General features: G+C 65.8%; 14 protein-coding genes and 1 pseudogene. 12 read left to right on the plus strand and 3 right to left on the minus strand.

Annotation, left to right across the window (positions count from 1 at the left end):
* The first annotated feature begins 116 nt into the window (after positions 1-116).
* From IDF66_RS14440 to IDF66_RS14460, 5 genes are all read left to right on the plus strand, one after another.
* The gene (locus IDF66_RS14440) at positions 117-557 is read left to right on the plus strand and encodes a Fur family transcriptional regulator (RefSeq protein WP_190267364.1); all 441 of its coding nucleotides are present in this window, start codon (positions 117-119) and stop codon (positions 555-557) included.
* Positions 558-634: 77 nt separating this feature from the next.
* On the plus strand, positions 635-2089 hold the full coding sequence (locus tag IDF66_RS14445) for a catalase (protein WP_190267365.1): 1455 nt from the start codon (positions 635-637) through the stop codon (positions 2087-2089).
* Between the two features lie 120 nt (positions 2090-2209).
* Positions 2210-2641: an organic hydroperoxide resistance protein gene (locus IDF66_RS14450; protein WP_164310397.1), complete on the plus strand. Its 432-nt coding sequence runs from the start codon at positions 2210-2212 to the stop codon at positions 2639-2641.
* A gap of 54 nt (positions 2642-2695) precedes the next feature.
* Entirely contained in the window at positions 2696-3175 is a 480-nt protein-coding gene (locus IDF66_RS14455; protein ID WP_164310398.1) for a Dps family protein, read from the plus strand.
* Between the two features lie 195 nt (positions 3176-3370).
* On the plus strand, positions 3371-3835 hold the full coding sequence (locus IDF66_RS14460) for a hypothetical protein (protein WP_190267366.1): 465 nt from the start codon (positions 3371-3373) through the stop codon (positions 3833-3835).
* A gap of 7 nt (positions 3836-3842) precedes the next feature.
* On the opposite strand, the gene IDF66_RS14465 is transcribed toward IDF66_RS14460, so the two are convergent.
* A complete protein-coding gene (locus IDF66_RS14465) occupies positions 3843-4790 on the minus strand; it encodes a GlxA family transcriptional regulator (RefSeq protein WP_190267367.1) in 948 nt (315 codons plus the stop codon).
* 82 nt (positions 4791-4872) lie between these two features.
* Here IDF66_RS14465 and IDF66_RS14470 point away from each other — a divergent pair, with 82 nt between their 5' ends.
* From IDF66_RS14470 to IDF66_RS14480, 3 genes are all read left to right on the plus strand, one after another.
* Positions 4873-5055, plus strand: a complete 183-nt coding sequence (locus tag IDF66_RS14470) for a hypothetical protein (RefSeq protein ID WP_164310401.1) — start codon at positions 4873-4875, stop codon at positions 5053-5055.
* 84 nt (positions 5056-5139) lie between these two features.
* Positions 5140-6480, plus strand: a complete 1341-nt coding sequence (locus IDF66_RS14475; protein ID WP_190267368.1) for a DUF2252 domain-containing protein — start codon at positions 5140-5142, stop codon at positions 6478-6480.
* Between the two features lie 130 nt (positions 6481-6610).
* Entirely contained in the window at positions 6611-9250 is a 2640-nt protein-coding gene (locus IDF66_RS14480; RefSeq protein ID WP_223309693.1) for a LuxR C-terminal-related transcriptional regulator, read from the plus strand.
* An 18-nt stretch (positions 9251-9268) separates the two neighbouring features.
* Here the strand turns inward: IDF66_RS14480 and IDF66_RS14485 are convergent, their stop codons facing one another.
* Positions 9269-9475, minus strand: coding sequence for a hypothetical protein (locus tag IDF66_RS14485; protein WP_190267370.1), 207 nt, complete (start codon positions 9473-9475; stop codon positions 9269-9271).
* A 409-nt stretch (positions 9476-9884) separates the two neighbouring features.
* On the opposite strand from IDF66_RS14485, the gene IDF66_RS14490 reads away from it, so the two are divergent.
* The 3 genes from IDF66_RS14490 (at position 9885) to IDF66_RS14500 (ending at position 13189) form a co-directional block, all read left to right on the plus strand.
* Complete coding sequence (locus tag IDF66_RS14490) at positions 9885-11282, plus strand: APC family permease (RefSeq protein ID WP_317628701.1); 1398 nt, start codon at positions 9885-9887, stop codon at positions 11280-11282.
* The gene (locus IDF66_RS14495; RefSeq protein ID WP_190267371.1) at positions 11279-11683 is read left to right on the plus strand and encodes a hypothetical protein; all 405 of its coding nucleotides are present in this window, start codon (positions 11279-11281) and stop codon (positions 11681-11683) included. Before IDF66_RS14490 ends, IDF66_RS14495 begins: the two co-directional genes overlap by 4 nt.
* A gap of 147 nt (positions 11684-11830) precedes the next feature.
* The gene (locus tag IDF66_RS14500; RefSeq protein WP_164310406.1) at positions 11831-13189 is read left to right on the plus strand and encodes a dipeptidase; all 1359 of its coding nucleotides are present in this window, start codon (positions 11831-11833) and stop codon (positions 13187-13189) included.
* Here IDF66_RS14500 and IDF66_RS14505 read toward each other — a convergent pair.
* The gene (locus IDF66_RS14505) at positions 13176-14222 is read right to left on the minus strand and encodes an acyl-CoA dehydrogenase family protein (RefSeq protein ID WP_190267372.1); all 1047 of its coding nucleotides are present in this window, start codon (positions 14220-14222) and stop codon (positions 13176-13178) included. The two genes, IDF66_RS14500 and IDF66_RS14505, sit on opposite strands and share 14 nt — an antisense overlap.
* 132 nt (positions 14223-14354) lie before the next feature.
* Here IDF66_RS14505 and IDF66_RS14510 point away from each other — a divergent pair.
* Positions 14355-14684, plus strand: a pseudogene (locus tag IDF66_RS14510) (HNH endonuclease signature motif containing protein); the annotation flags it as partial.

Here is a 14684-nt window from a genome sequence, read left to right on the forward strand (position 1 = left end):
GACGGCACGAGGCGCGACTCGACCGCGGGTCCGGCGGCGCGAGGTTAGGTTCCCCTCATTTTCTGGAGTTCATCTAATTTCTGGAACAACTCCAGATAAAGGGGTACGATGAAGTCATGTCCGATCGTCACATGCTTCATCGACAACTCCGAGAGGCCGGTCTGCGCGTCACTGCGCCCCGGCTCGCGGTGCTGGAGATCCTGCATGAGCATCCGCATTCGACGGCGGACTTCGTGACCACCGGTGTTCGCGAGAGTCTCGGTGCGGTGTCCACGCAGACCGTGTACGACGTGCTGCGTGCATGCACCGATCGTGGCCTCTTGCGGAGGATCGAGCCTGCGGGATCGCCGGTGCGGTATGAGACGAGGACGTCGGACAATCACCACCACCTGATCTGCCGAATGTGCGGCGAGATCATCGACATCGATTGCGTGGTGGGTGAGGCACCGTGCCTGTCCCCGGACCGTGACCACGGATACCGCATCGACGAGGCGGAGGTCATATTCTGGGGCGCGTGCCCGGATTGTCGGCGCGCGCAGGCCGGACCGGTTTCGTAACACCCTCGACCACAGCCGAATTCATTTATTGCATCGCAGCCCAACAGATGCCGTTCATCCGAAAGGGGATGTGCCGTATGACGCCACGCACCACCACCAACTCCGGGATTCCCGTCGCCAGCGACAACGAGTCGTTGACCGCCGGCGCGCAGGGGCCCATCCTGCTGCATGACCATTACCTCATCGAGAAGCTCGCACAGTTCAACCGTGAGCGGGTGCCCGAGCGGATCGTGCATGCCAAGGGCGGCGGTGCATTCGGCGAGCTGGTCGTCACCGGCGACGTCTCGAAGTACACCAAGGCCAAGCTCTTTCAGCCGGGCGCGAAGACCGAGTCGCTGGTCCGGTTCTCCACCGTCGCGGGTGAACAGGGCAGTCCGGACACCTGGCGTGACCCACGCGGTTTCGCGATCAAGTTCTACACCGAGGACGGCAACTACGACCTCGTCGGCAACAACACGCCGATCTTCTTCGTCAAGGACCCGATCAAGTTCCCGGACTTCATCCGCTCGCAGAAGCGGCTACCCGGATCGGGCCTGCGTGATCACAACATGCAGTGGGATTTCTGGACGTTGCGGCCCGAGTCGGCGCACCAGGTCACCTGGCTGATGGGCGACCGGGGAATCCCGAAGTCATGGCGGCACATGGACGGATTCGGATCGCACACCTATCAGTGGGTGAACGATGCGGGCGAACGATTCTGGGTCAAGTACCACTTCAAGACCGACCAGGGTATCGACTTCCTGACGCAGGACGAGGCCGACCGGCTGGCAGGTAGCGATCCCGACCATCACCGCAAGGACCTCTACGAGGCCATCGAACGGGGCGAGCATCCGAGCTGGACACTCAAGGTACAGATCATGCCCGTCGAGGACGCGGAAGCCTATCGCTTCAATCCGTTCGACCTCACCAAGGTCTGGTCCCAGCAGGACTATCCGCTGATCGAGGTCGGCACCTGGACGCTGAACCGCAACCCGCAGAACTTCTTCTCCGAAATCGAGCTCTCGTCCTTCGAGCCGTCCAATGTGGTTCCGGGCGTCGGCTTCTCCCCGGACAAGATGCTGCTGGGTCGCGTGTTCAGCTACGCCGACGCGCACCGATACCGGATCGGAACGAATTACGCCCAGCTGCCGGTGAACTCGGCCAAGGCCGCCACGGTCAACACGTACTCGAAGGAGGGCGCGATGGCCTATGAGTTCAGCGCTCCCGAGGTCCCGGTCTATGCGCCGAACTCATTCGGTGGCCCGCATGCCGAACCCGACGAGGCAGGCGACGAAGGGCTGTGGAGCTTCGACGGCGCTGCAGTCCGCGCCGGCTACATCGAACATCCGGAAGACAGTGACTGGGCACAGGCGGGCACCATGGTCCGTGAGGTTCTCGACGACGCGGCCCGGGAACGCCTGGTGGGCAACATCGTCGGCCATGTTCTCGACGGGGTTCGCGAGCCGGTTCTGTCGAGGGTGTTCGACTATTGGAAGAACGTGGACGCCGATCTCGGCAAGAAGGTCGAAGAAGGTGTCCGACAGGGGCTTTGATCGGTGAGGGTGACCTGCGCGATGAAGCTCACAGTTCAAGCCGAAATCAATCGAGACCGAGAACTGCTGAAATAGAGGGCAGTTCACCGAAGAGACATCGACCCACACGAGGAGATCACGATGGCAATCGAACCGGTGTACACGATTTCGTCCAAGGCGTCCGGCGGAGGCCGCGACGGAGAGGTCGTCTCGGCGACCGGCCAGATCGATCTGGAGCTCCGTCCGCCCAAGGAGATGGGTGGCAGCGGTGACGGCAGCAATCCGGAGGAACTGTTCTCCGCAGGCTATGCGGCATGCTTCCTGGGTGCGCTGCGCGCCACGTCGAAACAGGCGGGTTCGCCCGTCCCGGAGGACTCGACGGTTTCGGTGACCATCGGCATCGGCAAAGATCCGGCCGACGGCGGATTCGGGCTGACCGCGACGATCGAGGCCCACATCCCGGGCGTCGACGAGGCGACCGCCCAGAAGCTGGCCGACGGCGCCCACGCCTTCTGCCCGTATTCCAAGGCCACGCGCGGCAACATCGCGCAAACCGTCACCGTCACGGTATGACCTCAGACCTCAGTTGAGCACGGCAAGGGGCCGTGTAGCGAAAGGAGTGGCGACATGACCACCAAGACCCCCATCACCAGCACATTGACCGAGGAACAGCAGGCGGTCACCGGCCAGGCCCTGCAGGACACCCTGGTCGACCTGATCGATCTCTCGCTGATCGCCAAGCAGGCCCACTGGAACGTCGTCGGACGTCAGTTCCGCTCGGTCCACCTCGAACTCGACGAGCTCGTCGCGGTGAGCCGTGAGTTCACCGACGCAGCGGCCGAGCGTGCCACCGCCATCGGGGTCAGCCCCGACGGACGCGCGGAGACCGTGGCCAAGACCGCCCACACCACGGGCTTCGGCGAGGGCTGGACCAAGGACGCGGACGTGGTCGACGGCGTCGTCGAGAACCTCAGGTCCGTCATCGCCGGACTGCGCGAGCGGATCGACGCCACGGAGAAGGCCGACCCGGTGACGCAGGATCTGCTGATCGGTTTCGCATCCAAGCTGGAGCAGCTGCATTGGATGTGGCAGGCGCAGGTGGCCTGACGATCCCGCCCGGCGACGACCGACAGTCCCGGTCGTGGTGGCCGTCTGCCCCGGTCGCCGACGCGCGCCATCCGTTCTACGTGCACGAATCCCGTGCACGACGGAGCGGACGGCGCGCGTTTCGTCGTTTCCGGGCCAATAGTCCGGGTGTGACCGGGCGCACTCCGCCGATTCGGCCGCATGTAGCGTGTCAGCGTGGACAGTTGGGGAGCAGTTGTGGGGTTGGGACTACTCGCGGCAGCGGTGAGCGTGATCGCGTTCGTCCGCTACCGGGAACGAGAGACGACGATTCTGCAGCGAGATGTTGCACTGGCCCGCGAACTGCGTGACCTCGCGGGTGGCGACGACATTCGTGTCGCCGCCGTCGACGAGTTCGAACTGGCCATCTATCAGCGCCTGTTCTATGCGTCGGTGGTGGCGCCGCGTATCCGGAGTGCCGCCTGGGCGCTCCTGGGTGCGGTGTTGGCGGTCGCCGCGGCGCTGGCGACCGGGCCCGGTGACGGTCTCCTGTACTCGGTCGTGCACATCGTCGCCGTCATCGTCGCGGTGGGCTTCGGGGTCGCGGCTGTGGCCTTTGCCGCGTTGGCCGTCTTCCACACCGCTACGACACCGCGGGTGTCCTTCGCCGACTCGTACGCGAACTCCGCCGAGTCGGAGTAGCCGTTCCTCAGCGCGCGAAGCGCTTCCGATAGATCGTCGGGGTCACCCCGACTGTGGCGTTGAAATGGTGTCGGAGCAGGGTGCCGGAGGCGAAACCCACCGAGCCTGCCACCTCGTCGACGGCCAGATCGGTCGACTCCAACAGCCGCCGCGCGTGCAGGACCCGCTGTTCGGTGAGCCATTTGTGCGGTGAGACGCCGACCTCGTCGACGAACCGCCGGGCGAAGGTGCGCGTCGACATGTGCATCCGGCGTGCCAGCTCGTCGACGGAGATCTCGTGGTCGATGTGCTCGATCATCCACTCCAGCACGCCGGCGAAGCCGTCGGACTCGCATTCCGGGATGGGGGACTCGACGAACTGTCGTTGGCCGCCGTCGCGATGCGGCGGTACCACCATGCGGCGTGCGATGCGGTTGGCCACCTCCGGACCGAATTCGTCCCGGACGAGATGCAGCGCCGCATCGATGCCCGCGGCGGTGCCGGCGCTCGTGGTGATGGGACCGTCGTCGACGAACAGGACGTCGGTGTCGACGATCGCCTTCGGGAATGTCTCCGCGAGCTTGGTGCCGAACCGCCAATGGGTGGTGCAGCGCCTGCCGTCGAGCAGGCCTGCGGCGCCCGCCGCGAACGCGCCGGAACACACCGTCAGCACGCGGCCGCCGTTGGCGACCACGCCACGCAGCGTGTCGAGTATCTCGGGCGGGAACTCGGGGTCGGTACTGCCGCCCGGGATGGCGACGAGGTCCGCATCGAGACAGTCCTCGAGTGTGGCCGGGGGTACCACGTAGGCGCCGTTGCCGATGCTGAGCGGGACGCCGGGATCGGGAGACCCGATCACGAACTCGAACGGGGGCACGCCGTCGTCGGTGCGGTCGAGTCCGAACACCTCGTTGACCACGCCGAACTCGAACAAGGAGACCCGTCGGTAGAGGAGCACGGCGACCTTGTTCAACATCTCACCAGTATGGCAGAAAATTTGTGAACGATGTCATTCAAGCCACTGTTGGCGGGATGTTGACGGAGAAATACTTTCTGTCATGAACACCATCCTGATGATCACCCTGCTCCTCGTCATCGTCGCACCGGCCGTCGTCTTCGTGTACCGCGCTGACCGACTCACCTCACATCTGACCCGTGTGCCGTTCGGATTCGGCCCCGATTCCGAACGCATCCACGACGAACTGGTTGTGCTGAACCTCCGACGGAGGGATTGCGCGTGAACTCGAACGCCGTGACCGGGTGAATCCGCGTCGCCCGGGCGCGTCGAGTGGGAGAATCCCCGTTCGGGGGACGAGGAGACGCAGATGCCCGCGACGATTCCCGAATTGGCGGCTTGCCCGGAGCCGGCCGGCCGAGCCGACCCGGTTCGGATACTGACTGCGCAGGCGACCTCGCGTGTCGCGGAGCTGATCCCGGTGCGCAATGCCAGGATGGCGGCGACCCCGTTCACCTTCTATCGCGGCGCCGCTGCCGTGATGACAGCCGATCTTGCCGCCACACCCGATTCGGGGGTCAACACTCAGCTCTGCGGCGACGCCCATCTGAGCAATTTCGGTCTGTTCTACACGCCGGAGCGCCGGATGATCTTCGACCTCAACGACTTCGACGAGACGAGCCCGGGGCCCTTCGAGTGGGACGTCAAGCGGCTGGCGGCCAGCTTCGTGGTCGCGGCGCGCTACAACGGCTACGACGCGAAGACCAGCCGGGCGATCGCCCGTGAAGTGGCGAAGTCGTACCGCAAGTGGATGATCGCCAGTGCCGACCAGTCGACCATGGACTGCTGGTATGCGCGGATCGACGCCGACGAGCTGTTGGCGGAGGTGGGCTCCACCCTCGACACGTCCACGGCCGCCCGCACCGTCAAAGGCCTCCGCAAGGCCCGCCACCGCAACAGCCTGCAGGCGGTCGGCAAACTGTGCGTCACCGACGACGAGGGCAACCTCCGGATCCGGAGCGACCCGCCACTACTGGTGCCCATCGACGAACTGTTCCCCGATCACCACGCCGACGTCGTCGCCGAACGGATCGCGGTGCGCATCGAGGGGTACAGGTCGATGCTGCCGGACTATGTCCGCGCGCTGTTCGACCAGTTCACCGTCGTCGACAGCGCACGCAAGGTGGTCGGCGTCGGCAGCGTCGGCACCCGTTCCTGGATCGTGCTGATGCGTGGGCGGCAGGGCGATCCGCTCTTCCTGCAGCTCAAGGAGGCTCAGCGATCGGTGATCATGGACCATGTTCCGGTACAGCCCTATCCGAACCAGGGGCAACGAGTGGTCGAGGGGCAGCGCCTGTTACAAGCGGCCAGCGACCTCTTCCTCGGCTGGACATCGGGATTCGACGAGAACGACGAGAATCGCGATCTCTATGTGCGGCAATTGCGTGACGGCAAGGGATCGATCGTCGTCGAGGCCTTGACCCCCGGCGAGATGAATCTCTACGCGCGTCTCTGTGGTCGCGTCCTGGCGCAGGCGCATGCCCGTACAGCTGACCGACTCGCGATCATCGACTACCTCCGGAGCGGTAAGGGATTCGCCTCGGCCATCTCCGATTTCGCCGCGGCATACGCCGATCTCAACGACGCGGACCACGCAGCGCTCGTCGCCGCGATCGAGCGCGGCGACGTACCGTCGAACGAGCTGCGCTGAGCGCCAGGGCTGAACGCGGCACCACCGGAGGGCACACGCCGGGCGAACAGTCCCCCAAATCAGCGAGACGTCCGATCGACTCGGGCATGATGAGGGATGGGGGAACGCAGAAGGGTGTGTCGTGGAGCGCATGTCGGCCGGTGTCACGGACGTCCACGGTGCCGAAGCAGGTCCGTTCGTCGCCGAGCGTCCGCGGATCTCGGCACTCCTCGATCAGGCGATCGCGTCGACCGCACACCCCGCTGACGGTTCCCGCCACGGACCGATCGTCCTGGTGAGTGCCCCGGCGAACACCGGCAAGACCTCGGCGGTAGGTGGCTGGGTCCGCACGCTACGGGACGTGTCTACCGTCGAGGTCGCTGTCTCGCCCGCCGAATCCATGGAACGGATCTGGCGTCGGTGCCACGAGCGGCTCGAGGCAGCGGATACCCGGTCGGCATGGGCCGCTGGGCAATTGTCGCCCGGTGGACCGTCGACGGACTTCGCCGACACGGCTCAACGACTCGAGGAGGGGCTGGCACGATCAGATCGGCCGGTCGTCATGATCATCGACGACGTCGACCGATTGACCGACCCCGTCGGAGTGCACAGTCTCGACACCTTCATCGCCGCAGTGCCGGCGCATGTCGCCGTCGTGCTGATCGCGCGACACGATCCGCCGATGTCGTGGCATCGGTACGCCCGTGACGCGCGTTTCACACGGCTGGGTGAGGATGTTCTGTCATTGACGGCCGCCGAGATACGCGACGTGATGCTCCGTCAGCACACCGAGCTGACCGACGGCGCGGCCGAGCGCTTGTTGTTCCTGACCGGCGGATGGGCGGCCCTGGTCAGGGTCGCGGCGAATCACCTCGCCGGGAGAACCGACATCGCCGGCGCGCTGGACCAACTCGAGCGATCCCCACGACCGGTTTCCGATTATCTGGTCGGTGATCTGATCACCGCGTTGCCGGCAGATCTGTTCGACTTCGTATCCGCGACCGCGGTCCTGCCCGAGTTCGAGGTGGACCTCGCCGACACGATCTGCGCGGTCGACGCCGCTCGTGCACTCCGCGGCCTGGTCGACCACGACTTCCCGGTAATCGCGGTCGATCCCGCCTCGGTCAGCAGGTCGTACACGTACCCGGGTATCGTCCGTGCATATCTGCGAGGGGAATTGCGGACTCGACAACCCGCCGCACGGGAACAGATCCTCACGACTGCAATCGCCTGGTCTGTGCGGAACCGACGCAACCGCACCGCAATCCGGCTCGCACTCGACCTTGACGATGACCGAGTGCTAGAGGCGACACTCCTCGAGTGTGGATTGCCGATGGCGATCGACGGTGACCTGAATCAACTTCTCGCACTGCTTGACTCCGCTCATACCGCACTGTCGACCAGCCCTGTCCTGCCGCTGCTGCACGCGTTGATCGCGTGTGACACCGACGATCTCGATCGTGCGGCGACTCATCTAGACCACGCGGTGACCCTTGCTCCTGCGCTCGGTCGTCCCCACGCGCAGCGCGACTCGATGGTGCATCTGTACCGGACGCTGCTGGTACAGGTGTCCGCCCGGCTCCGGGTCCGCGATGTGGCGGAACTGATCCCGGCGCTGGATGATCCGCCGGCCGACGCCACGGAGGATCTCGCCATCGTCGGACTGATCGCAGCCGGTGTCGGATGGCGTGCAGTGGGAGAACATGATTCGGCAGAGCGTCGATTTCGGCGGGCGCTGGCCCTGGCCGAGGGGGCCGCGCGGCCGTCCCTGCGCGTACGGACCGGCACCGAACTGGCGGCCCTGGCCTGGTATCGGGGTGACGCACTGTCGATGAAAACCCTTGCAGTCCAGGCAATGTCGCTGACTCGCACTCACCCCATCGGGGCGTACGAGATCGCGCGGTGCGCCTCGATGGTGGCGATGGCCGACTACCTACTGGGTGACTCTGGTGACACCGCCGGTTCCGCTGCTCTGCCATTCATCGGGCAGCTGCACGAGCCGGACGCGGTCGGTGCTCTGACAGAGCTCAGCGACCTCATAGCGACCTTCGACGGCACCGCCGGACGCCATGCGTCGGCGGACCGTGCACGCCGAATCCTCGCGGTGATGCTGGCCGACGACACCGCCCCGGTGCCGTCGTGTGTGCTGCTGACGAGCGTGGCCAACATGTGCCTGGAGGTCGGTCGGCCGGACTGGGTGAGCGAGGTGATCGCCATCGCGGATCGCTCATTCGGACCTCGCCCCGAGGTTCGACTCGCCTCCGCTGCGGTCCAGGTCTTTCACGGCCGCTGGGAGTCGGCTCGCCGCACATTGGCCCCGGTCCTCCGTGCTGTGGAAGGTCTGCATCCGCACACCGCGTCGTCGGTGTGGACGCTGGAGGCAGCGGTGGCGTGCGAACTGGGCGAGACCCGTGCCGCACACCTGGCGCTGGATGCGGCACTCGGCGTCGCGGAACGCACCGGTGTGGTGGCACCGGTGGTCGAGGCAGGCGCCGCGGTGACGGACGCCCTGGCGCGTGATGCCGGCACCTTCGGGCATCTCGACGGCCTCGCGGATCGGGTCCTGTCGCTGGCGACCAGGCGTGACCGGGTCCACCACGCACACCTCACCCCGTCCGAGATGAGGGTGTTGGGCATGCTCCCGTCGGCCAAGACGGCAGGCGAGATCGCCGAGCTCCTGTCCGTGTCGGTGAACACGGTGAAGACACACATGCGGGGTGTGTACCGGAAGCTGGGCGTCGGATCACGGCGCGACGCGGTGAGCGTGGCCCGTTCCACCGGGCTGATCTGAACTGCGCCGCAACGGCGATCAGCGGACGCGAAACTCCAGGAGCACCAGTCCCAGGGTGTCGATTCTGGCCATCACTCCCCGGACGGCAGCGGTGTCGGTGAGCGCACCGGTGAGTCGGGTGGTCGTGTGTCGGTGATCGATGTCGGCGGTCAGCTCCGGGAAGCATGCGATCGCACGGTCCGACAACGTCCCGTCGACGACGAACTCGTATTCCTCTGCGCTCACGTCCACCTGCCGCCATGGTCCGGGGTCCGATTCCCCTTGCTGATGGTCCTCCACCGGCCGTCGTCGGGGCATCATCCGTGGGGGATGAGGTGTGTGTGTGGTTCCTCGTCGCCGGTGCCGTGACACCCACTGGTCGACCCCAAAAAGCATGCAACACAACGGCAATTGCCGAACGGGTCGTGTGTCGGAGGGCTCGTTCACCATATTCGGGAGCGGTGCCGGGATATTTCACCCGCGGAGGGTGAGGCGTGGCGGCAGGACAGGTGCGAGTGTCGCAATGCTGGGCTCTCTCAACGAACCGTCGCCGGCGGCGGTTCTCGGTGTAGGAGTGTGCTGGATGGGTGAGCATTCCGGAGAAGACGATTCCGCGACCACAGGACGAGCCGCTACGGTTGCCACCCCACGGCCGGTGAACTACATCACCTGGACGGCGCTCGCTCTGATGACGGTGTCGTCGGTCGCGAGTCTCCGGCCGGCCCCGACCATGGCCGTGTACGGGCTGGCCTGTGTGTTCCTGTATGTGCTGCCCGCCGTCTTGTTCCTGATCCCGACGTCACTGGTGTCGGCGGAGCTCGCGTCCGGGTGGTCCGGCGGTGTCTATCGCTGGGTCACCGAGGGGATCTCGCCCAACATGGGCTTCGCCGCGGCGTGGCATCAGTTCGCGATGACGATCTTCTACTACCCGACGTTGCTGTCCTTCGTCGCGAGCACCCTGGCCTACGTGATCAATCCGGACCTCGCGTCGAACGGGGTGTTCACGGCGGTCGTGATCATCGTCGTCTACTGGTCGGGTGTGCTGTTGGCGCTGCGTGGCGGTATCGGTGTGATCGCCAAACTGGCGTCGAGCGGTGTCCTGATCGGCACGCTCATCCCGGGCGCCCTGCTGGTCCTGCTCGGCATCATCTACCTGCTCCAGGGCAACCCGTCGGCGGCGCCGATGACCGGCGGTCATCTGCTCCCGGCTTGGACCGGCATCGCCAGCATCGTGCTGATCGTCAGCAACTTCGGCGCCTACTCGGGCATGGAGATGAATGCCGTGCACGTCAACGAGCTGAAGGAGCCGGCGAAACAGTTCCCGCGCGCCATGTTCGTGGCGGTGGCGCTCGTCCTGGTGATCCTGATCCTGCCACCCTTGGCGATCTCGTGGGTCGTGCCCTCCGACCAGATCAGTCTCACGGCGGGGGTGATGCAGGCCGTCGAGGTGGTGTTCGCGCATTTCGGCCTGCAATGGCTCGTGCCTCTCATCGGGCTGGCCATCGTGATCGCGTCCCTGGCCGGATTCATGACCTGGCTGTCCGGTCCGTCCCGGAGTCTGTTGCTCGTCGCGAAAGACGGTGGGTATCTGCCGCCTTACCTGCAGAAGACAAACAAAGTCGGTGTCCAGCAGAACATCCTGGTCGTCCAGGGCTGGGTGACCACCGTGCTCGCACTGCTGTTCGCCCTGGTCCCTGCGGTGTCGAACGCCTACTGGATCTTCATGACCATCACCACGTCGGTCTATCTGCTCGTGTACTTGTGGTTGTTCATCGCCGCATATCGGCTGCGCAAGATCGCCCCCGACCACCCCCGCGGATACCGCGCACCCGCCCTGCCGCTGCTGTGCGCGGTCGGATTCCTCTCGTCGGTCGCCGCGATCGCGATCAGCTTCGTGCCGCCCTCACAATTCGGCGGCGGCAGTCCATGGGTGTTCGTCGCGATCGTCGGCGGCGGCATCCTGCTCCTGGGCCTCATCATCCCGGCAGCGCTCATCGCGTTCCGGAAACCCAGCTGGCATCTCCCGGTCGAGACCGAGGAGGAGAAGGCATGAGCCCCAAGGCGATCTACTGGACGGTCGGCGCGGTCCTGGCGGTACTGCTGATCGTGATGCTGGTCAGCTTCGACTACGACCGCAACAGTCCCGAGGCACGTGCCAAGGCGACGAGTCTCATCTCCTCGTATGAGGCGAACGGGCTGGCGACACCGTTTTCGGTGGATCAGGTCGCCGAGGTTCTCGGCGACGACGGCGGCACGGTGTGCGCAGCAGCCGGGAGTGAGGCGCAGCTGGGGCAACTGAAGACGCAGATCGGCGTGGGTGGTGAATTCTACGTTCGACCGATCATCTTGAAGCAGAACGTGTTCGAAGGACTTCGGCTGATCGTCGAGGTCTACTGCCCGGAGAACATCTCAAACGTCCGGGATTTCATCGCTGATCAGCGTTACGCACAATGATCCACGCGGAATCCGCAGGCGTGGGTTCGCGCAGGTGGGTCTCGCTGGCGGCGACCTGTACCGCGGCCGGGCCGGGATGCCGGGACTGCAGACGAGACCGGAAAGTCATGAGAGCCTGGAAACAACAGTCGAGATCGAGGGACAGCGATGAGTGACGAAGCCTTGCGCGAACGAATCCGTGCTCTGATGCCGCAGGCTCAGGCAGATCTCACCGAGATGGTGGGATTCCGCTCGGTCCACGATCCGGCGCAGTCGCCGCCTGAGGAGTGCGACAAGATGGTCGACTGGCTGCAGGAGACCTTCACCTCTCTCGGGTTGGCCGAGGTTGCGGCGCATGAGACGTCGGATGGGAGCAAGGCGGTCACCGGCACCCTCGCCGGGCCCGATGACGCGCCGACCGTTCTGCTGTATTTCCACCACGATGTGCAGCCTCCGCTGGACGACGCCGCATGGGATTCGCCGGTTTGGTCGCTCACAGAGCGGGGTGGTCGCTGGTACGGACGCGGGGCGGCCGACTGCAAGGGCAACATCGCAACCCACCTGACCGCGTTGCGTGCACTGGACGGCGACATCCCGGTGAACATCAAGATCATCGGTGAGGGGTCCGAAGAGCAGGGCACCGGCGGTCTCGAAGATTTTGTGCCGAAGAACCCCGAACTGTTGCGGGCAGACGCGATCCTGGTTTGCGATGCAGGCAACTTCGCAGTGGGACGACCGAGCCTCACCACGAGCCTCCGAGGCATCGCGAACATTGTCGTCACCGTCGAAACACTCTCGTCGGCAATGCATTCCGGGATGTTCGGGGGTGCCGCACCGGATGCGTTGGCGGCGCTGATCGCGATGCTCGCAAGCCTCCGGGATGCCGACGGCAACACCACGGTCACCGGCCTGGCAACCGATGCGGTCTGGGAGGGCGTCGACTATCCGGTCGACGCGTTCAGGCGGGACGCCACCGTGCTCGACGGCGTCGACCTCGTCGGCTCGGGACGGGTGTCGGACATGGTCTGGGCGCGTCCGGCTGCGACCGTTCTGGGGATCGATTGCCCGCCGGTGGTCGGATCGTCGGCGGCCATTCAGGCAAAAGCCCGCGCGCGCATCAACCTCCGCGTGCCGCCGGGTATGAACGCCCGTCGTGCGCAGGATGCGCTCATCGCACATCTCGAGGATGCGGCCCCGTGGCACGTGAAGGTGTCCTTCGAGCGGGAGGCCGACGGGTCGCCCTTCACGGGTTCCACCTCAGGAGCCGGTTTCGACACGATGGTCGACGCGATGACGACCGCCTACGGTACCGACGTCGTGCTGCAGGGGCAGGGTGGCTCGATCCCGTTGTGCAACGTGTTCGCCGAGACGTTCCCCGATGCAGAGATCATGCTGCTCGGCGTCGAGGAACCGCTATGCCTCATCCACGCACCCAACGAGAGTGTGGACCCCACCGAGATCGAGAACATGGCGATCGTGGAGGCGATGTTCCTCCGCGACTATCCCGCTCGCCTCAACCGGAGCTGAAACGTGCCACCAGAAGGTCTTTCAGTTGCGGACGGCTGGCCGCGACGAGGGTGAACACCGCCTCGCGTGCCAGCCGCTCGGGGTGGCTGCCGCGGAGCAGTCCGCGTCCGCCGTCGGCGGCCACCAGCGCGGCCGCGGCGTCGAGCGCCAGCGTGGCTGCTTCGGCCCTGGCCGAGATCAGCAGGGCCGCATCGGGAATGCCCTCGTCGAGTCGGGTGCGCGCGACGCTGCCGCGTTCGCGCAGGGCGCGGGCGGCGTCGGTGTGGCCGGAGATGTCGAGCAGTGCCGCGCACCGTCGGAGCAGCCCGAGCGGCAGCGTGCCGTTGATCCGGACGCCGATGTTCTGCGACGCGAAGAAGTCATCGAGGTTCACCCGGCTCACCACTCGGTCGTCGGGAACCGTGAGACCGTCGAGTTTCAGTGACACCGTGTGCGTCCCGTCGGCGGCGCCCAGGTGGATCGGGGTGACGCCGATGGCCGACGGCGCCGGCTCGATCGGCAGGATAGCGGCGATCACGTCGTCGGTGGCCACGTCGCGCGCGGACACCTGCAGCAGATCGACGATGCCCCAACCACTCACGAACGGCGCATACCCGTCAAAGCGCCACCCGCCATCGACGCGGGTGGCCCGCATCCGGGGTGGTGTGGGTACCACGCCGGCGTAGGCGACCCCCGCACGCAGCCGCCCGGACGTGGTGGCCTCGAAGAGCTCGTCGCGCAGCGCCCCGTTTGTGGTGCCTGCCAGGGCGATCACCACGCCGTGATGCTGCAGCCAGGTGAACGCGGTGGTGAGGCAACCGCTGGTCATCACCTCCATGATCTCGATGACCTGGGCGAATTCAAGGCCAGGACCACCGGATTCTTCTGGTGCCGCGATGCCGAACAGTCCGGCGTCGGCGATCGCGTGCCAGTGACCGGCCGGGATCACGCCGGTACGGTCGACCTCCGGCGCTGCCGGGAAGAGGAGCTCGTCGGCGAGGCGGTAGGCGTCCTCGACCAGTCGTGTGCGCCGGTTCTCGGGATCGGTGGTCACCTCGCCAGACTACGGCGGCGAACAATCCCCGGGTGCCGGTTCTTGTCGGTGCTCCCCGATACGCTGTTGTCAGTTGATGGTGATGCGGGTTGTCGTTTCCGATGACGGGCAGATGTTGGTGGTGTCCTGTCGGTGTCGATCTGTGAAGGCCTCGCTGTCGTGTTCGTGTGTTCTGATCCCGCTGCCGCCGATGCGGCGATCACCTCGGCGGCATCGACGGTTGTCGGTGCTGGCGCGCGTGATCATCTGCGGGCGAGCCGCCAACACGAAGCCTGCTCACTGCTGGCGGCCTATCGGTTGGGCCGGTCGGTGTATGAGGACATGCTGGTGTCGTTGAGCACCACCCAACAGATGAGGGTGCGGGGCGCCGCCGACAAAGCCGCGATCGGTGAGATCTCCCTACAGTTGGGATTCTCCCGCACCAAGGCCGGCACCTGGTTGCACCTGGGCGACGCGCTGCAA

Source organism: Gordonia hankookensis (assembly GCF_014673215.1).
Lineage (GTDB): Bacteria > Actinomycetota > Actinomycetes > Mycobacteriales > Mycobacteriaceae > Gordonia > Gordonia hankookensis.